Origin of the sequence: Pseudomonas sp. DR 5-09, from assembly GCF_001655595.1 — a bacterium.
GTDB lineage: Bacteria > Pseudomonadota > Gammaproteobacteria > Pseudomonadales > Pseudomonadaceae > Aquipseudomonas > Aquipseudomonas pharyngis.
Genome location: NZ_CP011566.1, coordinates 6,225,377 through 6,245,301 on the forward strand (window position 1 = coordinate 6,225,377; position 19,925 = coordinate 6,245,301).

At 60.8% G+C, this 19,925-nt stretch carries 20 protein-coding genes; 14 read left to right on the forward strand and 6 right to left on the reverse strand.

Going from position 1 to position 19,925, the window contains the following annotated elements:
* Positions 1–65 precede the first annotated feature (65 nt).
* Positions 66–845 carry an exodeoxyribonuclease III gene (locus PDR5_RS28130; protein ID WP_007920349.1) on the forward strand — a complete coding sequence of 260 codons (780 nt, stop codon included), beginning with the start codon at positions 66–68 and terminating at the stop codon, positions 843–845.
* A 79-nt stretch (positions 846–924) separates the two neighbouring features.
* Here the strand turns inward: PDR5_RS28130 and gltS are convergent, their stop codons facing one another.
* The 3 genes from gltS to rph form a co-directional block, all read right to left on the reverse strand.
* Complete coding sequence (gene gltS / locus PDR5_RS28135) at positions 925–2,133, reverse strand: sodium/glutamate symporter (protein ID WP_064600414.1); 1,209 nt, start codon at positions 2,131–2,133, stop codon at positions 925–927.
* 384 nt (positions 2,134–2,517) lie between these two features.
* The gene (locus PDR5_RS28140; protein WP_064600417.1) at positions 2,518–2,886 is read right to left on the reverse strand and encodes a DUF4870 domain-containing protein; all 369 of its coding nucleotides are present in this window, start codon (positions 2,884–2,886) and stop codon (positions 2,518–2,520) included.
* A 29-nt stretch (positions 2,887–2,915) separates the two neighbouring features.
* The gene (gene rph / locus PDR5_RS28145; protein ID WP_003229494.1) at positions 2,916–3,638 is read right to left on the reverse strand and encodes a ribonuclease PH; all 723 of its coding nucleotides are present in this window, start codon (positions 3,636–3,638) and stop codon (positions 2,916–2,918) included.
* A 267-nt stretch (positions 3,639–3,905) separates the two neighbouring features.
* Here rph and PDR5_RS28150 point away from each other — a divergent pair, with 267 nt between their 5' ends.
* The 6 genes from PDR5_RS28150 to PDR5_RS28175 all read left to right on the forward strand — a co-directional run bounded on the left by PDR5_RS28150 (position 3,906) and on the right by PDR5_RS28175 (position 9,214).
* Entirely contained in the window at positions 3,906–4,769 is an 864-nt protein-coding gene (locus PDR5_RS28150) for a YicC/YloC family endoribonuclease (RefSeq protein WP_064600420.1), read from the forward strand.
* 13 nt (positions 4,770–4,782) lie between these two features.
* Complete coding sequence (gene gmk / locus PDR5_RS28155; RefSeq protein ID WP_064600422.1) at positions 4,783–5,403, forward strand: guanylate kinase; 621 nt, start codon at positions 4,783–4,785, stop codon at positions 5,401–5,403.
* A gap of 168 nt (positions 5,404–5,571) precedes the next feature.
* Positions 5,572–5,835 carry a DNA-directed RNA polymerase subunit omega gene (gene rpoZ, locus PDR5_RS28160; RefSeq protein WP_003229503.1) on the forward strand — a complete coding sequence of 88 codons (264 nt, stop codon included), beginning with the start codon at positions 5,572–5,574 and terminating at the stop codon, positions 5,833–5,835.
* Between the two features lie 57 nt (positions 5,836–5,892).
* A complete protein-coding gene (spoT, locus tag PDR5_RS28165; RefSeq protein ID WP_007954439.1) occupies positions 5,893–7,998 on the forward strand; it encodes a bifunctional GTP diphosphokinase/guanosine-3',5'-bis pyrophosphate 3'-pyrophosphohydrolase in 2,106 nt (701 codons plus the stop codon).
* 24 nt (positions 7,999–8,022) lie between these two features.
* Complete coding sequence (locus PDR5_RS28170) at positions 8,023–8,403, forward strand: RidA family protein (protein ID WP_003229509.1); 381 nt, start codon at positions 8,023–8,025, stop codon at positions 8,401–8,403.
* Positions 8,404–8,473: 70 nt separating this feature from the next.
* Positions 8,474–9,214: a hypothetical protein gene (locus PDR5_RS28175; protein ID WP_007954437.1), complete on the forward strand. Its 741-nt coding sequence runs from the start codon at positions 8,474–8,476 to the stop codon at positions 9,212–9,214.
* Between the two features lie 139 nt (positions 9,215–9,353).
* Here the strand turns inward: PDR5_RS28175 and PDR5_RS28180 are convergent, their stop codons facing one another.
* A complete protein-coding gene (locus tag PDR5_RS28180) occupies positions 9,354–10,211 on the reverse strand; it encodes an SDR family oxidoreductase (RefSeq protein WP_064600424.1) in 858 nt (285 codons plus the stop codon).
* A 188-nt stretch (positions 10,212–10,399) separates the two neighbouring features.
* Between PDR5_RS28180 and exbB the strand changes: the two genes are divergently transcribed.
* The 6 genes from exbB to PDR5_RS28210 all read left to right on the forward strand — a co-directional run bounded on the left by exbB (position 10,400) and on the right by PDR5_RS28210 (position 17,294).
* Complete coding sequence (gene exbB / locus PDR5_RS28185; protein ID WP_064600426.1) at positions 10,400–11,353, forward strand: tonB-system energizer ExbB; 954 nt, start codon at positions 10,400–10,402, stop codon at positions 11,351–11,353.
* A 6-nt stretch (positions 11,354–11,359) separates the two neighbouring features.
* Entirely contained in the window at positions 11,360–11,788 is a 429-nt protein-coding gene (exbD, locus tag PDR5_RS28190; protein WP_039765185.1) for a TonB system transport protein ExbD, read from the forward strand.
* The gene (locus tag PDR5_RS28195; protein ID WP_064600428.1) at positions 11,785–12,531 is read left to right on the forward strand and encodes a TonB family protein; all 747 of its coding nucleotides are present in this window, start codon (positions 11,785–11,787) and stop codon (positions 12,529–12,531) included. Before exbD ends, PDR5_RS28195 begins: the two co-directional genes overlap by 4 nt.
* 268 nt (positions 12,532–12,799) lie before the next feature.
* Positions 12,800–13,729 carry a hydrogen peroxide-inducible genes activator gene (locus PDR5_RS28200; protein WP_007954418.1) on the forward strand — a complete coding sequence of 310 codons (930 nt, stop codon included), beginning with the start codon at positions 12,800–12,802 and terminating at the stop codon, positions 13,727–13,729.
* 9 nt (positions 13,730–13,738) lie between these two features.
* Positions 13,739–15,814 carry an ATP-dependent DNA helicase RecG gene (gene recG / locus PDR5_RS28205; RefSeq protein ID WP_064600430.1) on the forward strand — a complete coding sequence of 692 codons (2,076 nt, stop codon included), beginning with the start codon at positions 13,739–13,741 and terminating at the stop codon, positions 15,812–15,814.
* Positions 15,815–15,893: 79 nt separating this feature from the next.
* The gene (locus tag PDR5_RS28210; protein WP_064600432.1) at positions 15,894–17,294 is read left to right on the forward strand and encodes an aminoacyl-tRNA deacylase and HDOD domain-containing protein; all 1,401 of its coding nucleotides are present in this window, start codon (positions 15,894–15,896) and stop codon (positions 17,292–17,294) included.
* A gap of 120 nt (positions 17,295–17,414) precedes the next feature.
* Here the strand turns inward: PDR5_RS28210 and PDR5_RS28215 are convergent, their stop codons facing one another.
* Positions 17,415–17,801, reverse strand: coding sequence for an SCP2 sterol-binding domain-containing protein (locus PDR5_RS28215; protein ID WP_007954413.1), 387 nt, complete (start codon positions 17,799–17,801; stop codon positions 17,415–17,417).
* 587 nt (positions 17,802–18,388) lie between these two features.
* Between PDR5_RS28215 and PDR5_RS28220 the strand changes: the two genes are divergently transcribed.
* A complete protein-coding gene (locus PDR5_RS28220) occupies positions 18,389–18,766 on the forward strand; it encodes a DUF6124 family protein (RefSeq protein ID WP_064600434.1) in 378 nt (125 codons plus the stop codon).
* Positions 18,767–18,828: 62 nt separating this feature from the next.
* Here the strand turns inward: PDR5_RS28220 and PDR5_RS28225 are convergent, their stop codons facing one another.
* Entirely contained in the window at positions 18,829–19,917 is a 1,089-nt protein-coding gene (locus PDR5_RS28225) for a hypothetical protein (RefSeq protein WP_237233757.1), read from the reverse strand.
* Positions 19,918–19,925 lie beyond the last annotated feature (8 nt).

Here is a 19,925-nt window from a genome sequence, read left to right on the forward strand (position 1 = left end):
CCACGGATTTAGCTAATTAGCTTGACGCCGTGTATCATACACGCACGCGATTTTTGGGGCCATTTATGCGGATCATCAGTGTGAACGTCAATGGTATTCAGGCTGCAGTCGAGCGCGGTTTGCTCAGTTGGCTGCAGGCACAGAATGCCGACGTCATCTGCCTGCAGGACACCCGTGCCTCCGCCTTTGAACTGGACGACCCAGCCTTCCAACTGGATGGCTACTTCCTTTATGCCTGCGATGCTGAAGTCCCTGCCCAAGGTGGCGTGGCTTTGTATTCGCGGTTGCAACCGAAGGCTGTCATCAGCGGTCTCGGATTCGAGACGGCCGACCGCTACGGGCGCTACCTGCAAGCAGATTTCGACAAAGTCAGTATTGCCACCTTGCTGCTTCCTTCGGGGATGAACGGCGATGAGGACTTGAACCAGAAGTTCAAGCTCATGGACGATTTCGGCAAGTACCTGGACAAACAGCGGCGCAAACGTCGCGAGTACATTTATTGTGGCTCGCTGTACGTCGCGCAGCAGAAGCTCGACATCAAGAACTGGCGCGACAGCCAGCAATCCCCCGGCTTCCTGGCGCCGGAACGTGCCTGGATGGACGAGATTGTCGGCAACATGGGTTATGTCGACGCCTTGCGCGAAGTCAGCCGCGAAGGCGACCAGTACAGCTGGTGGCCGGACAACGAACAGGCCGAGATGCTGAATCTGGGCTGGCGCTTCGACTACCAGATCCTGACTCCAGGGCTGCGGCGCTTCGTGCGCAGCGCACGCCTGCCGCGTCAGCCACGGTTCTCGCAGCACGCGCCGCTGATCGTCGACTACGACTGGACGCTGACTATCTAAGCGCAGTTTCGTAGTTGAAAAAATGCCCGTATCACAAGATACGGGCATTTTTTTGCCTGCGTTCGAAGTGAAATCGAACTCAGATGACGGCGAAGAAAGGCAGCATCAGATACAGCTTGATCACGATGACATTAATAATGTCGATGAAGAACGCCCCCACCATCGGTACGACCAAAAACGCGATCTGCGAAGGCCCATAGCGTTGCGTAACCACTTGCATGTTAGCGATGGCAGTCGGCGTGGCACCGAGACCAAAACCGCAGTGCCCCGCCGCCAGTACGGCAGCATCGTAGTTACTGCCCATCATCCGGAACGTCACAAAGATCGCGAACAGCGCCATGACCAGCGCCTGTACAGCCAGAATGATGAAGATCGGCAACGCCAACGCCGCCAGATCCCACAATTTGAGCGACATCAGGGCGATCGCCAGAAACAGCGAGAGGCTGACATTCCCCAACACCGAGACTTCACGTTCAAACACCTGATACAACCCCAGCGCTGAAAGACCGTTGCGCAGCACCACGCCCACGAACAGCACGCAAACGAACGTCGGCAATTCGAATGCCGTGCCGTGAAGCAGGCCATTAAGAAGATTACCCGCCAGCAAGCTGACCGCGATCAGAGCCAGGGTTTCGATAAAGGAAAATGGCGTGATCGAGCGCTCTTTGTTCGGCTGCTCGAAGCCCCGTGGCAGGCTTTGCGGCGCCTGGGCGTTGCAGCCAGGCACTTCCACACGCTTGATGAGTAAACGAGCAACCGGACCGCCTATCAGACCACCCAGTACAAGACCGAACGTCGCAGAGGCGATCGCCAGTTCCGAGGCGGAGGCCAGGCCGTACTTCTCATTGAATACCGCGCCCCATGCAGCGCCGGTACCGTGACCGCCCGCCAGGGTAATCGACCCCGTCAGCAGCCCCATCAGCGGATCAAGGCCAAGCACTTTTGCGAGTCCGATACCCATGGCGTTTTGCAGAATCAGAAGGCCGATGACCGCTAACAAGAACATTCCGACTACGCGACCGCCCTTCTTGAGACTGGCGAAATCGGCACTCAGACCGATAGTGGCAAAAAACGCCAGCATGAGCGGTGTCTGCAATGAGGTATCGAAACGAACTTCTATATCGAGCGCTCGCAATACCAGAAGAACCAGCGCAACCAACAACCCACCCGCAACGGGTTCGGGAATATTGAAATTGCGCAGTACACCAACACGGGCAACAAGGCCACGCCCCAGCAGAAGTACGAGTGAAGCGGCCACGAGCGTGCCGTAGAAATCGAGCTGAATCATCTGGATTATTCTTGGCTATATATTCAGAGGCGAACTTTCCCTGGATACGCCTCATGAACCGGCGAACTGTTCAACACCGGAAACACTGGAATTCAAAAGCCTTCGATGGCTTGAACATATCGAAATATTTCTGAAGGAATATAACGTGCGGCAACCATAGCAAGCATAAAGTCATGCTGCCAATGTCCTTCGGCAACATAAAGGCAACGTACTTGTGACTAAAAATGTAAGGCTGATGAATATATTAAATATCCTCTACCACTCATCGCAGAAAGATTATTCCTACAAGCATTACAGGTTTATTGAGTTGCAAAAAAGCCCTGACAAGTCAGGGCTTTTAAATATGCGGATTGATTATTCCAACATGCACCTTTCGGCCGGATGCTATTTGATCAACCGCCAAGTGAACGGATAGCGATACGGGAAACCTTCGTTGGCTTTCACTCCACCGATAATTGTCAGCACCAGCGCCGCAATGGCCAGCAGGCCGAACAGCACGAATCCGATAATCAGCAGCATCAGCACGAAGCAGATCATCGAAGCGATCGCCACGGTGATCTGGAAATTCAGCGCTTCCTTGCCCTGGGCGTCGATGAACGGATCGGTCTCGCGCTTCATCTGCCACAGGACCAGCGGCCCGATCAGCGTGCCGAACGGAATCCAGATCCCCAGCAAGGCGGACAAGTGACAAAACATGGCCCATTGGCGAACCTCCTGGCTCGGCTTGGGCAGCAACTCTTGCTCACCACTCATTGCGTCCTCCTTGCGGGTTACGAACCTGCTCAGTCGGCCAGTGCAGCCTTTTGCAGTTCGAAGATCTCGTTCATGCCTTTCTTCGCCAGCTCCAGCATCGCGTTCAGCTCTTCAGGCTGGAACGGCGCGCCTTCGGCGGTGCCCTGCACCTCAATGAAGCCACCGGTGCTGGTCATCACCACGTTGAGGTCGGTCTCGGCGGCAGAGTCTTCAAGATAGTCCAGATCCAGCACCGGCTCGCCCTGGTACATGCCCACGGAAACAGCACCGATCATTTGCTTGAGCGGGTCGCCGCCTTTCAGGCCGCCGCGCTTCTTGATCACTTTCAGTGCATCGACCAGCGCAACCATGGCGCCGGTGATCGACGCAGTGCGGGTACCGCCGTCGGCCTGGATCACGTCGCAGTCGACGTACAGGGTGACGTCGCCCAGCTTGGACATGTCCAGCGCGGCGCGCAGGGAGCGGCCGATCAGGCGCTGGATTTCCAGGGTACGACCGCCCTGCTTGCCACGGCTGGCTTCACGCTGGTTACGCTCGCCGGTGGCGCGCGGCAGCATGCCGTATTCGGCGGTCAGCCAACCCTGGCCCTGGCCTTTGAGGAAACGCGGCACGCCGTTTTCGACGCTGACGGTGCAGATGACTTTGGTATCACCGAATTCGACCAGTACCGATCCCTCGGCGTGTTTGGTGTAGTTGCGGGTAATGCGGATCGAGCGGAGCTGATCGGCAGCGCGACCACTTGGACGTTTCATAGGAGATACCTGTACTGGGGACGGAAAACTGCGGAGCATTATAGAGCCGCGCACCGCGCCTGGGCACTCGTTAAAAAATCCGGCCGACGACCGAAGGCCCTGAAACGCGCTTCGCCGACGGCCTGCAGCCCTTTGTCACACCGTGTGTTTGGGCGCATCTGCCGCACTGCGCTACAATCCTGCGCCTTTGCTGCCAGTCGGCTTAAATTCATTGATATCGAGCTGCGGAGCTTCAATTCGCGCCGATCTGTATCGCGAGGTCACCCCATGGTGCACAGCATGACCGCCTTCGCCCGCGTCGAAAAAGCCGGCGTCCAGGGCACCCTGAGCTGGGAACTGCGCTCGGTCAACAGCCGTTACCTGGAACCCCACCTGCGCCTGCCGGAGTCGTTTCGCGACCTCGAAGGCGCTGTCCGCGAAGCCCTGCGCCAGGGCCTGTCGCGCGGCAAACTGGAATGCACCCTGCGTTTCACCGAGGAAAGCACCGGCAAGCCGCTGCAGGTGGATCGCGAGCGCGCCGCGCAACTGGTCGCTGCTGCCGAAACCGTTGCTGGCCTGATCAAGAACCCGGCCGCGCTGAACCCGCTGGAAGTGCTGGCCTGGCCAGGCGTACTGGTCGCCGACGCCACCGACCCGCAGGCGCTGAACGCCGAGGCGCTGGCCCTGTTCAATCAAGGCCTGAAAGACCTCAAGGCCGGCCGCGAGCGCGAGGGCGCGGAGTTGGCCCGCCTGATCAACGATCGCCTGACCGCCATCGAGGAAGATGTGGTGACCCTGCGCGAACTGGTTCCGCAGATGCTCGCCACCCAGCGCCAGAAAGTCCTCGACCGTTTCGCCGACATGAAGGCCGAACTGGACCCGCAGCGCCTGGAACAGGAAATGGTCATCCTCGCGCAAAAGAGCGACGTGGCCGAAGAACTGGATCGCCTGAGCACCCACATCATCGAAGTTCGCCGGGTGCTCAAGTCCGGCGGTGCCGCCGGCCGGCGCCTGGACTTCCTGATGCAGGAGCTCAACCGCGAAGCCAACACACTGGGCTCCAAGGCCTTCGACCCGCGCAGCACCCAAGCGGCGGTCAACCTCAAGGTGTTGATCGAGCAGATGCGCGAACAAGTGCAGAATATTGAGTAAGGCTACCCCCGACATGACCCACAGCACCGGCACCCTGTACATCATTTCCGCCCCCTCGGGCGCGGGCAAGAGCAGTCTGGTCAAGGCCCTGACCGACGCCGATCCGGAAATCCGCGTCTCGATTTCCCACACCACCCGCGCCATGCGCCCGGGCGAAGTGGACGGCGTGAACTATCACTTCGTGACCCGCGAAGAGTTCGTGAAGATGGGCGAGCACGGCGATTTCCTCGAACGCGCCGAAGTCTTCGGCAACTTCTACGGCACCTCGCAAAGCCGTCTGCAGCAGACCCTGGACGAAGGCCACGACCTGATTCTGGAAATCGACTGGCAAGGCGCCGAGCAAGTGCGCAAGCTAATGCCGCAGGCCCGTTCGATCTTCATTCTGCCGCCATCGCTGCAGGCCCTGCACCAGCGCCTGACCAACCGTGGCCAGGACAGCGACGACATCATCGACGGCCGGATGCGTGAAGCGGTCAGCGAGATGAGCCACTACGTCGAGTACGACTACCTGATCATCAACGATGATTTCGCCCACGCGCTGGACGATCTGAAGGCGATTTTCCGCGCCAATCAGCTGCAACAGAAACGTCAGCAAGTGCGTTTCGGCAAATTGCTGGCTGAATTGCTCGGCTGAAACAGCACTTCCCAAAACCGCTGCAAGGGCTTTACATTGGCACTTGCAGCGCGTTGAAGAGTCTGGTCAAAAAATCAGCGCTTCCCTAATCGCTGGTGATTTTTTAAACTGTTGAGTCCGCTCGCCCAACCGGGCAGCGCGCATATTGCATTCGCTCCGAGGAATACCATGGCCCGCGTAACCGTTGAAGACTGCCTAGAACACGTGGAAAACCGCTTTGAGCTGGTCATGCTCTCTACCAAGCGTGCCCGTCAACTGGCCACCGGCGGCAAAGAGCCCCTGGTTCAGTGGGAAAACGACAAACCGACCGTAGTTGCGCTGCGTGAAATCGCTGAAGGCCTGATGAGCTACGAGTTCATCGCCGAGCAGGAAATCGTCCACGAAGACCCGGTCTTCGCTGCGTTCGAGGACGAGTCCAACGAGGCCGTCTAAGCCTATGCCTGGTCGACGTAGCACGGCGCGGGATCACAGCTTACGGCAGGAGACATCATGCCGAGCATAGACGCCCTCGCCGATCGCTTATCGACCTACCTCGGCAACGACCAGGTCAACCTGGTCCGCCGAGCGTATTTCTACGCCGAACAAGCCCACGACGGCCAACGCCGCCGCAGCGGCGAGGCGTACGTCACGCATCCTCTTGCCGTGGCGAATATTCTTGCCGACATGCACATGGACCATCAAAGCCTGATGGCCGCGATGCTGCATGACGTGATCGAAGACACCGGTATCGCCAAAGAGGCGCTGCAAGCGCAGTTCGGTGAAACCGTGGCCGAACTGGTCGACGGGGTCAGCAAACTGACCCAGATGAACTTCGAGACCAAGGCCGAAGCCCAGGCTGAAAACTTCCAGAAGATGGCCATGGCCATGGCGCGCGACATTCGCGTGATCCTGGTGAAGCTCGCCGACCGTCTGCACAACATGCGTACGCTGGAAGTGCTGTCCGGCGAAAAACGCCGACGCATCGCCAAGGAAACCCTCGAGATCTACGCCCCCATCGCCAACCGGCTGGGCATGCACGCGATCCGCATCGAGTTCGAAGACCTCGGCTTCAAGGCGATGCACCCGATGCGTTCCGCGCGTATCTACCAGGCGGTCAAGCGCGCCCGGGGTAACCGCAAGGAAATCGTCAACAAGATCGAAGAATCCCTTGGCCACTGCCTCGCCATCGACGGCATCCAGGGTGAAGTCAGCGGTCGCCAGAAACACCTTTACGGCATCTACAAGAAAATGCGCGGCAAGCGTCGGGCCTTCAACGAGATCATGGACGTCTACGCGTTCCGGATCATCGTCGACAAGGTCGATACCTGCTACCGCGTGCTGGGTGCCGTACATAATTTGTACAAACCGTTGCCGGGGCGCTTCAAGGATTACATCGCGATCCCCAAGGCCAACGGCTATCAGTCCCTGCACACCACGCTGTTCGGCATGCACGGCGTACCGATCGAGATCCAGATCCGCACCCGCGAAATGGAAGAGATGGCCAACAACGGCATCGCCGCCCATTGGCTGTACAAATCCAGCGGTGACGAGCAGCCGAAAGGCACCCATGCCCGCGCCCGTCAGTGGGTCAAAGGCGTGCTGGAAATGCAGCAACGTGCCGGCAACTCGCTGGAATTCATCGAGAGCGTGAAGATCGACCTGTTCCCGGACGAGGTCTACGTGTTCACGCCCAAAGGCCGGATCATGGAGCTGCCCAAAGGCTCCACGGCGGTCGACTTTGCCTACGCGGTACACACCGACGTCGGCAACAGCTGCATCGCCTGCCGGATCAACCGTCGTCTCGCGCCGCTGTCCGAACCGCTGCAAAGCGGCTCCACGGTCGAGATCGTCAGCGCTCCCGGCGCACGGCCGAACCCGGCGTGGCTCAACTTCGTGGTCACCGGCAAGGCGCGAACCCATATCCGCCACGCGCTGAAACTGCAACGCCGCTCCGAATCCATCAGCCTCGGCGAACGCCTGCTGAACAAGGTGCTCAACGGCTTCGACAGCGCACTGGAACAGATCCCGGCCGAACGCGTGAAGGCGATGCTCACCGAGTACCGCCTCGAACTGATCGAAGACTTGCTGGAAGACATCGGCCTGGGCAACCGCATGGCCTACGTCGTGGCGCGCCGCCTACTCGGTGAAGGTGAACAACTGCCAAGTCCGGAAGGTCCGCTGGCGATTCGCGGCACCGAAGGCCTGGTCCTCAGCTACGCCAAATGCTGTACGCCGATCCCGGGCGACCCGATTGTCGGTCACCTGTCGGCGGGCAAAGGAATGGTCGTGCACCTGGACAACTGCCGCAACATCAGCGAAATCAGGCACAACCCGGAAAAATGCATCCAGCTCTCATGGGCCAAGGATGTCACCGGCGAATTCAACGTCGAACTGCGCGTCGAGCTGGAACATCAGCGCGGCCTGATCGCGCTGCTGGCCAGCAGCGTCAACGCAGCCGACGGCAATATCGAGAAAATCAGCATGGACGAACGCGATGGTCGCATCAGCGTTGTCCAGTTGGTGGTCAGCGTCCACGACCGTGTGCACCTGGCCCGCGTGATCAAGAAACTGCGCGCCCTGACCGGGGTGATCCGCATCACCCGCATGCGTGCATAACTCAAACATTACAAGGAGTCATACATGACCAAGACTGTTATCACCAGCGACAAGGCCCCGGCCGCCATCGGCACTTACTCCCAGGCGATCAAGGCCGGTAACACCGTTTACATGTCGGGTCAGATTCCCCTCGATCCAAAAACCATGGAACTGGTCGAAGGCTTCGAAGCCCAGACCGTCCAGGTGTTCGAGAACCTGAAAGCCGTGGCCGAAGCCGCCGGCGGTTCGTTCAAGGACATCGTCAAGCTGAACATCTTCCTCACCGACCTGAGCCACTTCGCCAAGGTCAACGAGATCATGGGCAAGTACTTCGACCAGCCGTACCCAGCGCGCGCCGCCATCGGTGTGGCAGCCCTGCCAAAGGGTTCGCAGGTTGAAATGGATGCCATTCTGGTCATCGAGTAATGCGCACGGCGCGACCTCACGCCGCGCCGACTGCTCTGCGGTAAAGAAAAGGTTTTGAAAGGATTCCACCATGCGCAAAGCGCTTGCTCTCTCGCTGCTCGCCATTTTCCTCGGCGGTTGCGCCAGCAACCCTGCCGACCGTGACATCAGCGGCACCTGGATCAATCAGGTCGCCATCGATGCCGCTGCCAAGGGCGGCCCCCTGCGCGAAGCGCTTCAGGCTTACGGCCCGAACCTGGAGTGGGACGTCAACACCAAGGCCGGCCAGGCCCGCTACACCAACGGTTTCGAAAACGTCGAAGGTCGCTTGCTCGGCGAACAGTCCGGCGCCTGGAAAGTCGACTTCTATGGCAGCTCCGCCAGCGAGCTGAAACGTGACGGTGGTCAACTGCAACAAGCCGCCAACGAAAACGAACCGGAACAGGTGTTCGACCGCGCGCAGATTCCGGTGCCGGAAGGCGCACCGATCGGCGCCAGCTTCGAACGCGCGCTGTATTCCGCTTATCTGGGCGGCAACTGGACGATCACCAGCGGCCAGGGCGAAGGCGCCACCGTGCAGTTCCAGGCTGACGGCCAAGTCTCCGGCCTGCCGGGTGCCGACCGCTATGCACTGTGCCTCGCAGGCGATTGCGCATCGATGAGCAGCGGCAACGACAGCATGTGGTTGCAGCAGAACGGCCAGGGCAACAACTGGATCTTTGTTCGCAAGGGCAAAGAGCTGGAAATCCTGCAGGCCGTGAACACGGCACTGGCGGATGAACAACCGCAGTTCACCCCGGGTGAGCGCAAGTGGTTGCTCGAAAAACAGTAACCAGCCTCTGAAGCTACAGAGATCCCATGTGGGAGCGAGCCTGCTCGCGATAGCAGTCTGACAGTCAGCATCAATGTTGAATGTTATGACCTCATCGCGAGCAGGCTCGCTCCCACATTTACTTTGTAATGCCTGAAAGTCAGCAGCGCCCCTCAAGAATCGCGGCATACCCCTCGCGATAACTCGGATACTTCGGCACCCATCCCAGCGCCTTCGCCCGGGCATTGCTGCAACGTTTGCTGCCGGTGCGACGCACGCTCTCGTCTTCCGACCATTCGGTGACCCCCAGATACTCACGCAACCAGGCCACCACCTCGGCCAGCGGCGCCGGCGCGTCGTCCACGCCGATATAGATGTCATCCAGCGCCTCGCCCTTGCGAGTCGCCTCCAGCAGAAACGCCATCAACCCTGCCGCGTCATCGGCATGAATGCGATTGCCATACAGCGGCGGATCGACCGCCACCCGATAACCACGCCGCACCTGAGTCAGCAGCCACTCACGGCCGGGGCCATAAATACCCGTCAGGCGCACGATGCTCGCTGGAATGCCGCTGTTGAGCGCAACCTGCTCAGCCTCCAGCATCACCCGGCCGGAATAACCAGCGGCGACGGTTTCGGATTTTTCATCGACCCATTCGCCGTTCTGCTGCCCGTAAACACTGCTGCTGGAAACAAACAGCAACCGCTCAGGCTCCTGCCCATAATCGTTCAGCCAACCCAGCACATGCTGCAAACCCTGAACATAAGCGGCGCGATAACCGGCCTCATCGTGATCAGTGGCCGCTGCGCTATACACCAGGTAATCGATAGCGCCCACCGGCCAGGTCTCGGGGCAATCTTCATTGAACAAGTCACCGGCGACACCGATAACGCCGTCCGGCAAACGCGAAATATCACGGCGCAGGCCATAGACCTGGAAGCCGGCAGCCAGCAATTGCGTGGCCAGACGACTGCCGACATCACCACAACCGGCGATCAAAACAGAAGGCGCGGACATCAAAAATCTCCCATCGGAAAGCGACAGACTAGCCTCGGCAAGGGACGAGCGGCTAGCAATGAAGGAAAAAAAGCAACTCTATTACTTCTGTTAACAAGAATTACTTGCAATAATGCACGCCACTTTTGTTCTCGGCCTCACGAGGCCTGGAAGAGCATTACCGTTTTTCTATCTCAGGTCCGGCCAGCATGACACGCATTCAAAACTCCGCTTCGCCAACCAACCGACCTCGCGCCTGGAGCGCCGTGGCTGCCCTGCTGGTCAGCCTGATGCTGGCGCCAGCCGCCGCCTTCGCTGACGCACAAGCCCCGGCCGCGCCAGCCGCCACCGAGCAAAGCGCTCCGGCCGCCGCACCTGCCGCGACCGACCCGGTGCAGGCCGTAGACGCCAGCGCCGCCGACGCGCCGGAAGTCCTCGAAGCCGACAACACCCTGGGCATGGCCCACGACCTGTCGCCATGGGGCATGTACCAGAACGCCGACGTCATCGTTAAAGCCGTGATGATCGGTCTGGCCATCGCCTCGATCATCACCTGGACCATCTGGATCGCCAAGGGCTTCGAGCTGATGGGCGCCAAGCGTCGTCTGCGCGGCGAGATTGCCGCCCTGAAAAAAGCCGCCACGCTCAAAGAGGCCAGCGCCACCGCCGCGAAGGAAGGCACCCTCGCCAACCTGCTGGTACACGACGCGCTGGAAGAAATGCGCCTGTCGACCAACGCCCGCGAAAAAGAAGGCATCAAGGAACGCGTCAGCTTCCGTCTCGAGCGTCTGGTGGCCGCCTGTGGCCGCAACATGAGCAGCGGCACCGGCGTACTCGCCACCATCGGTTCCACCGCACCGTTCGTCGGCCTGTTCGGTACCGTGTGGGGCATCATGAACAGCTTCATCGGCATCGCCAAAACCCAGACCACCAACCTTGCCGTCGTAGCACCGGGTATCGCTGAAGCGCTGCTGGCTACCGCACTGGGTCTGGTTGCCGCGATTCCTGCCGTGGTCATCTACAACGTCTTCGCCCGCTCCATCGCCGGTTACAAGGCTCAGGTGTCCGATGCGTCGGCTCAGGTGCTGCTGCTGGTCAGCCGCGACCTCGACCACCAGCCTGAGCGCAACAGCTCGCAACCGCACATGGTGAAAGTGGGGTAATCGGCCATGGGCCTGCATTTGAAAGAAGGCGCAGACGACGATCTGGCCGAGAACCACGAAATCAACGTCACGCCGTTCATCGACGTGATGCTGGTGCTGTTGATCATCTTCATGGTGGCCGCGCCGCTGGCCACCGTGGACATCAAGGTTGACCTGCCTGCCTCGACCGCCAAACCGGCGCCGCGGCCAGAGAAACCGGTGTTCCTCAGCGTGAAGGCTGACCAGCGCCTGTTCATTGGCGATGACGAAGTGAAAGCCGAAACCCTCGGCGCAGTCCTCGACGCCAAGACTCAGGGCAAGAAAGACACGACGATCTTCTTCCAGGCCGACAAAGGCGTGGATTACGGCGACCTGATGAGCGTGATGGATAACCTGCGCGCCGCCGGTTACCTGAAGGTCGGTCTGGTCGGACTCGAGAGCGCAGTCAAGAAATGATCACCACGCGCCATAAGCTGACGCGTTACAGCGGTAGCCTGGCCGTGGTGCTGGGTGTTCACGCGCTGGCCATCGCGCTGGCGCTGAACTGGAACGTCCGCCCGCCCATCGAATTGCCGCCGCAGGCAATGATGGTCGAGCTGGCACCGGTTCCAGCCCCGCCACCGCCTGCACCGCCGAAAGTCGTCACACCACCGCAGCCACCGGCTCCGGTTGAGGAACTGCCGATCCCGAAACTGGCCGAAGCGCCGAAAGCCGAGATCGCGGTACCGAAACCGAAGCCCAAGCCGAAACCCAAACCGCCGAAGCCGATCGAGAAGAAACTGCCCGATCCGCCGAAGGAGAAACCGTCCGAAGAGAAGCCGGCCGATACCCAGCCGACTCAGGCCCCGACGGAGAAATCCGCCCAGCCTGCACCGGGCCCGTCGCCTGCACAATTGGCCGCCAAGGCCAGCTGGCAAGGCACCCTGCTCGCGCATCTGGCCAAGTACAAGAAGTACCCGGCCAGTGCTCAGGCACGGGGCAAGGAAGGCTTGAACCGGTTGCGTTTCGTGGTCGATGGCGAAGGCAACGTGCTGTCGTTCGAACTGGTGGGTCGCTCCGGCAACGCCGATCTGGACCGGGCCACCCTGGAAATGATCCGCCGCGCCCAGCCGCTGCCCAAGCCACCGGCCGACATGCTGACCAATGGCGCGATCGAAATCGTTGCGCCGTTTGTGTACTCCCTCGAAAGACGCCGCTGATCAAGTGTGGGAGCGGGCTTGCTCGCGAATGCGGTGCTTCAGTTAGCTCAATATTGACTGACACGGCCCATTCGCGAGCAAGCCCGCTCCCACAGGGTTAAGTGCTCAGCCGAGAGAACCAGGCCCAAAAGGCACCGAAAGGTGCCTTTCGCTTATCCATCCACGGCAAACCGGCATTGCCCGGTGTCGCATTCATCACTCAGTCTGATAACGTGCGTCTATCGATTGCAGCCGGTATGCTTGGCCCGCATCTTCATGGACGCTTGCTATGACTCTCACAGAATTACGCTACATCGTTACCCTCGCCCAAGAGCAGCATTTCGGCCACGCGGCCGAGCGTTGCCACGTCAGCCAGCCGACCCTGTCGGTGGGCGTGAAAAAGCTTGAAGACGAACTCGGTGTGCTGATTTTCGAGCGCAGCAAAAGCGCCGTGCGCCTGACCCCGGTCGGCGAAGGCATCGTCGCCCAGGCGCAGAAAGTGCTGGAGCAGGCCCAGGGCATCCGCGAGCTGGCCCAGGCCGGCAAGAACCAGCTGACCGCCCCGCTGAAAGTCGGCGCGATCTACACCGTCGGCCCGTACCTGTTCCCGCACCTGATTCCGCAACTGCACCGGGTCGCCCCGCAGATGCCGTTGTACATCGAAGAAAACTTCACCCACGTGTTGCGCGACAAACTGCGCAACGGCGAGCTCGACGCGATCATCATCGCCCTGCCGTTCAACGAAGCCGACGTGCTGACCCTGCAACTCTACGACGAGCCGTTCTACGTCCTGATGCCGGCCCAGCACCCGTGGACCCAGAAAGAATCCATCGACGCCGCCCTGCTCAACGACAAGAGCCTGCTGCTGCTCGGCGAAGGTCACTGCTTCCGCGATCAAGTGCTGGAAGCCTGCCCGACCCTGACCAAGGGCAACGACGGCGCCAAGCACACCACGGTCGAATCCAGCTCGCTGGAAACCATTCGCCACATGGTCGCGTCCGGTCTGGGCATCTCGATCCTGCCGCTGTCGGCGGTGGACAGCCACCACTACGCTCCGGGCGTAATCGAAGTGCGCCCGCTGTCGGCACCGGTGCCGTTCCGCACCGTGGCCATCGCCTGGCGCGCCAGCTTCCCACGGCCGAAAGCCATCGAGATCCTCGCCGACTCCATTCGCCTGTGCTCGGTCGCCAAGCCTGCCGCGCCGGTCACGGCCGGTTAAGCCAGCGTCATGACTGAGCTGTCGCAGGTCTCGGTCACCGCACTCAAGGGTGTCGGTGAAGCCATGGCCGAGAAACTGGCCAAGGTCGGTCTGGAAAACCTCCAGGACGTGCTGTTCCACCTGCCGCTGCGTTATCAGGATCGCACCCGAGTGGTGCCGATCGGCGCGTTGCGGCCGGGGCAGGACGCCGTGGTCGAAGGCACCGTCAGCGGCGCCGACGTGGTCATGGGCCGGCGCCGCAGCCTCGTCGTGCGCTTGCAGGACGGCACCGGCGGCTTGAGCCTGCGCTTCTACCACTTCAGCAACGCGCAGAAAGAAGGTCTCAAGCGCGGCACGCGGATTCGCTGCTACGGCGAAGCCCGGCCCGGCGCCTCGGGGCTGGAGATCTACCACCCGGAATACCGCGCCATCAACGGCGACGAACCGCCGCCGGTGGATGAAACTCTGACCCCGGTCTACCCGCTGACCGAAGGCTTGACCCAGGCGCGTCTGCGTCAGTTGTGCATGCAGACGTTGACCCTGCTCAAGCCATCCACCCTGCCCGACTGGTTGCCGACCGAACTGGCCCGCGACTACCAATTGGCGCCGCTGGCCGACGCGATCCGCTACCTGCACAACCCGCCCGCCGATGCCGACGTCGACGAACTCGCCCTCGGCCATCACTGGGCCCAGCATCGTCTGGCTTTCGAAGAACTGCTGACTCATCAACTGTCCCAGCAACGCCTGCGTGAAAGCATGCGCTCCCTGCGTGCGCCGGCGATGCCGAAAGCCACCAGACTGCCGGCGAAATACCTGGCCAACCTCGGCTTCAATCCGACCGGCGCTCAGCAACGGGTCGGCAACGAAATCGCCTACGACCTCAGCCAGCACGAACCGATGCTGCGGCTGATTCAGGGCGACGTCGGCGCGGGCAAAACCGTGGTCGCCGCCCTCGCTGCGCTGCAAGCGCTGGAAGCGGGCTATCAGGTCGCGCTGATGGCGCCGACCGAGATCCTCGCCGAGCAGCACTTCATCACCTTCAAGCGCTGGCTCGAACCGCTGGGCATCGACGTGGCGTGGCTGGCCGGCAAGCTCAAGGGCAAGAACCGCGTCGCCGCGCTGGAACAGATCGCCAGCGGCACGCCGATGGTGGTCGGCACTCACGCGCTGTTCCAGGATGAAGTGCAGTTCAAGAACCTCGCTCTGGTGATCATCGACGAACAACACCGCTTCGGCGTGCAGCAGCGTCTGGCGTTACGGCAGAAAGGCGTCGGCGGGCGCATGTGCCCGCATCAATTGATCATGACCGCCACGCCGATTCCGCGGACGCTGGCGATGAGCGCCTACGCCGACCTCGACACCTCGATCCTCGACGAATTGCCGCCCGGCCGAACCCCGGTCAACACCGTGCTGGTCACCGACACCCGCCGCGTCGAAGTCATTGAACGGGTGCGCAGCGCCTGCGCCGAAGGCCGTCAGGCCTATTGGGTGTGCACGCTGATCGAAGAGTCCGAAGAGCTGACCTGTCAGGCCGCCGAAACCACGTTTGAAGACCTGACCGCCGCCCTCGGCGAACTGAAGGTCGGGCTGATCCACGGCCGCATGAAACCCGCCGAGAAAGCCGCCGTCATGGCCGAATTCAAGGCCGGCAACCTGCAACTGCTGGTCGCCACCACCGTGATCGAAGTCGGTGTGGACGTACCCAACGCCAGCCTGATGATCATCGAAAACCCTGAACGCCTGGGCCTCGCGCAGCTGCACCAGTTGCGCGGCCGCGTCGGTCGGGGCAGCGCGGTCAGCCATTGCGTGCTGCTCTACCATCCGCCGCTGTCGCAGATCGGCCGCCAGCGCCTGGGCATCATGCGCGAGACCAACGATGGTTTCGTCATCGCCGAAAAAGACCTCGAACTGCGCGGCCCCGGCGAAATGCTCGGCACCCGCCAGACCGGCCTGCTGCAATTCAAGGTCGCCGACCTGATGCGCGACGCCGATCTGCTGCCCGCCGTGCGCGATGCCGCCCAGGCTTTGCTCGAACGCTGGCCTACCCACGTCAGCCCGTTGCTCGACCGCTGGCTGCGACACGGGCAGCAATACGGCCAAGTGTGAGCACCGTCGCAGTTTCTGACAGCTCGTTCCAACCAAGCTGGTTATACTCCTGCAATTGTTTCAAAAACGGATACAGACCATGACCGAAGCTGCTCTCGCCCCCGAACTCCCGCACGCTCCGTCTGTTATTCGGCTGCTGCTCAACAAGCTGGGCATCGCCTACGAAGAAGTGCTCGACCACCACGGCCTCAATGCCTCGCGCAAAGTGCAGGCCGTGTTGCTGGACGACGCGGTCGGTGCGCTGATGGTGCTGTTTCCACAGAGCCAGTTGCTGGATCTCAACCGCCTCGCCGAGCTGACGGGCCGTCGCCTGACCGCCGTGTCCACCGAGCGCCTGGAAAAGATGCTCGGCAAACACAGCCTGAGCCTGCTGCCGGGCCTGCCGGCGCTGACCAGCTCGCCGTGCCTCTACGAAGAAGGCCTGCTGCGCGAGCCGAAGTTGCTGATCAACTCCGGCGAGCCGGGCCTGCTGCTGGAAATCGCCAGCGAAGACTTCAAGACCATGCTGACCAAGGCCAGCGCCGCCAACTTTGGCGAAGCCCTGAGCAGCATCCGTCCGAACCTCGACCGCCCGGACGATGACCGCGAGGAAATCACCCAGGCCGTGCAGGCGTTCACCGCGCGACGCATCCAGCAGCGTCTGGAAGCGACCATCGAGATTCCGCCGCTGGCCGAAACCGCACAAAAAATCATCAAGCTGCGCGTCGACCCGAACGCCACCATCGACGACATCACCGGCGTGGTCGAAACCGACCCGGCACTGGCCGCGCAAGTGGTGAGCTGGGCGGCGTCGCCGTACTACGCCTCGCCGGGCAAGATCCGTTCGGTGGAAGACGCGATCGTCCGCGTGCTGGGCTTCGATCTGGTGATCAACCTGGCGCTGGGCCTGGCCCTCGGCAAGACCCTGAGCCTGCCGAAAGACCACCCGCAGCACACCACGCCGTACTGGCAGCAGTCGATCTACACCGCCGCCGTCATCGAAGGCCTGACCCGCGCCATGCCACGTGCCCAGCGCCCGGAATCCGGCCTGACCTACCTCGCCGGTCTGCTGCATAACTTCGGCTACCTGCTGCTGGCCCACGTGTTCCCGCCGCACTTCTCGCTGATCTGCCGCCACCTGGAGGTCAACCCGCACCTGTGCCACAGCTATGTCGAGCAGCACCTGCTGGGCATCAGCCGCGAACAGATCGGCTCCTGGCTGATGCGCTACTGGGACATGCCCGACGAACTGGCCACCGCCCTGCGCTTCCAGCACGACCCGAACTACGACGGCGCCTACGCCGAATACCCGAACCTCGTCTGCCTGGCCGTGCGCCTGCTGCGCAGTCGCGGGATCGGCTCCGGCCCGGATGAAGACATTCCGGATGCGCTGCTGGAACGCGTTGGCCTGAGCCGCGACAAGGCCAATGACGTTGTCAGCAAAGTCCTGGAAGCCGAAGTCCTCCTGCGCGAACTGGCTTCGCAGTTCAGCCAGGCCTGATTTGCGCTCATAAAAAAGGCCCCACACTCAACCGAGTGTGGGGCCTTTGTATTTGATAGTTCCCACGCTCTGCGTGGGAATGCAGTCCATGACGCTCCGCGTCACAGCCTCACGCAATACTCAAGCAGCCTTGGCCTTCGCCTTCCGCGGCTTCAAATACTTCATCAACCCCTGAAACCACATCACCAGCGCCGGATTCCCCTTGAGCTGGATCGACTTGTCCTGAATCCCCTGCATGAATGCCAACTGCTTGTTCTTGGCCTGCATCGTGGCAAACCCGAACGCCGCGTCTTTAAAGGCAATCGCAAACGCCGGCTCCGCCACCACCCCGGACTTGCTGGTAATGCGCTGATCTTTCACCACGAAATGCCGCGCCACCTTCCCGTCCAGAGTCTGTAGCTGAAACACCAGATCCTTGTCACCCAACTGCTGCTGGAACGCAGGATTTGTCCGACTGGCCTTACCCATCAACAGACCCAGCATCCACAGAAGAAAACGAAATTTCATGCGCACAGCCTCAAAAGGGAAATGAACGGCTGGGGGAGTGTAAGGGATTCGGACGGATTCGCCACTATTCTGGATTGATAGAAGACGATGCAGGTCTTTTCTCGCATGATGACTGCCAAGTCACGATTTACGCCCCACAACCTGATCTTTCCCACGCTCCGCGTGGGAATGCCTCCCGTGACGCTCCGCGTCACACCATCCCCCCGTCCTACACCTGAAGAAACACATTCCTGTAGGAGCTGCAGAAGGCTGTGGTTTCTTGTTCCTCTACCTCGCAAATCCTTGGGAAATGTCCTTCAAACTGCGGTGCTGTCCATGAACTAGGCAGACTGGACCATCGTCGATAGCCTCTGTGTGTCGCCGCAAAATCGGTGACTCGGACGTGCAAGTCCGGTGGGGCACACAATCGCTTATGGCAATTCATCGGGCATTTTCCTATGCTCGCGGGTCGTTATGGCGGCTGTGTGTGGGAGGCTTCCGAGCCTGCCGGATAGCTCCACCGGTCTTGCACACCTATGCACAGCTGCCACCACTTTCGAAGTGCGAGCGAAAACGGTGTCGGCTCCTAAAACATGGAGCAAGACCTAATGATCAAACCAACACCGAATCCCCCCGAAATTCCAGAAAACCCGGAAACCTCCCCCTACGAATCCCCCGATTCAAAGAAACTCCACGAAGCCGCCGAACGCGCCCTCGACCACCATTTCAAACCTACCACCCCACGCCCAAAACGCTTGGGTGGCCTGTTCGCCCTCTGCCCCAACGCCGACGCCGAAGCGCTCATGGCCAACGCCTCCGAAGACCTCCTGTCCATCAGCGCCTTCGCCGCCAACCTGGCCGACGACCTCGACGGCCCCCGCCGCTCGATGGCGCTGGGCCTGAGCAGAATGGCGGACGGCGTGCGGTTGATGGTGGAAGGCACGCTCGATCACATTGAGTTTCGGGAGTATCAGGCCAAGCCGTAGCTGAATCGCGGGCGGAAAAAAGGGGACGTTGAGTCCCCTTTCCTGAGCCTCGGCAACAGCAACTAGCGAAAGTCCTCTGCGCTTTTTGGTCGAGACTCCAACCCTTGGAGCGCCGCCCGGTTTATGAAGGAATAACTTCCTGAGCCGCATCGCTGCCTGAATACAACTTTGTCTCCCTTGAGCACCGTCAGAAAACTTACGAAGGCCTGGCTAACGAGGTAGGTATACGCACCGCTTTTAAACTTGATGATGTTCAGGTTCACGCTGCCTTCCGACGCATCTACAACAAAGAACTTTCCCTTGGGTGGCATAGCGTTCTTCGGATAGATCAGCTCGACGTTACCCGGCACACCGTAACGGTACTGAACAGAACCGGCCGTGGGCTTGCTGTTACCCGTCGCACAAACGGAAACCGTCTTTCCGCCCCGCAACGGGCAACTAAAGTAGATGTCTTCGTCATCCGAGCACAACGTTTCATCCTGCCCGCCCTTCAACAGCGCCGTCTCCTGAGAAACGCGCTCCGGCGTTTGCGCGACATCAGCACAGTTGGACAGGCAAACCAGTTTCGAAAGATCCGGGACATCGCTTTCAGCAAACAGGTACGTCGCTGACCCCTCACGGTTGCGGGCGTGATAAACGGGAACACTGACGGCCAGCCCCTTGGCCGACACCGGCACCTTGGCATCCCCGCCCGAGACGACCCAGCCTTCGGCCTCCCCGCATAACGCCTCCAAGGCGACTTCACTGAACGAGTCTTTCGTTGGCACGGCAAGCGGCTTGGCATCACCTCGGCAGTCATAACCATGCCAGTAGGGCCCGGTGTTCATATCAATGTCGATCGAGAAAACATAAGCGCCGTCGAGCACCACTTTGCCGCTGTCGTAGGTGAAAACCAGCCAACGACGCGACTTCGCCTGGGAGTAGTTTTCTTCCTGAAGGATGTAGCGTTCACCATCTCGGTACAGCCAAAAGCCACTCATCGCCCCTGCCGGTTCCTCCATCTCGGAGAGACGCTGCCCGGAGTGTGAGTCCACCAGAAAGTTGTCCTTCAGCGCCAGCGCACAGTCGCTGCCAACGTCCCTGCACGACGTGAGAGACGGGAACATCGGCCCCGCCCCCGCAGAGAAAGAACACAGCAATAACGCGATCAAGCCTAATC